General features: G+C 46.3%; 1 pseudogene. It reads left to right on the top strand.

Annotated elements, in window-relative coordinates:
* Positions 1-338: 338 nt before the first annotated feature.
* Positions 339-778 (top strand): annotated as a pseudogene (locus KIV40_RS29160) (primosomal protein N'); the annotation flags it as partial.

Here is a 778-nt window from a genome sequence, read left to right on the forward strand (position 1 = left end):
GATACCAACTTTCATGGGAAAACCTCAATTAGGCCGTGTCGCCATCCGATTCTAAGCCGGACACCACACGTTGTTAAAAAATAGATTAAAGACACCGCATCTCACGAAAACGTGATAAAGCCATACCTTTAAGGCGCCGTATAGTAATGAATCTGTGAGGCAGGATCAACCAGTTTGGATGATTTTTTCGCCACTATTATACGATTTCTTCTTTTATTGCCTTTTTATGCTTTGCATAAGTACATCGACCACTTTCATCGGCGAACTGTTTCTCGAATTTAGCGCCCTTATCCTTTAGACTGGTCGCCCTGCACTCTCCAGAATTAACAAGCGAATCTATGCGTCCAACGATAGCCCGAGTGGCTCTGCCAGTCCCTTTAGACAGACAATTTGACTACAAAATCCCAGGTCATCTGTTTCCTATCATTGGTGGACGTGTATCGGTTCCTTTTGGTCGTCAAACGCTCACCGGCATCGTGACCGCACTAGTGAACGAATCAGAGTTTGAGTTCGACAAGCTTAAGCCTATTAAAGCGCTGCTGGATAACCAACCTGTATGGCCCGACTCGGTCTACTCCTTGTTAGTATGGTGCAGCCAGTTCTATCAATACCCGTTAGGCGAAACCTTTGCTAACGCACTCCCAAGCGCACTGCGTAAAGGAAAACCAGCTGACTTCGCTACACTCGTCGAATGGCAAATAACACCATCAGGCAAAGACCAACTGATGCAAGGCTTTGGACGCGCAGTCAAACAAGCCAAAGTGATGCACTTGCTTGA

The sequence above is a fragment of the Vibrio sp. D173a genome (genome assembly GCF_030248475.1).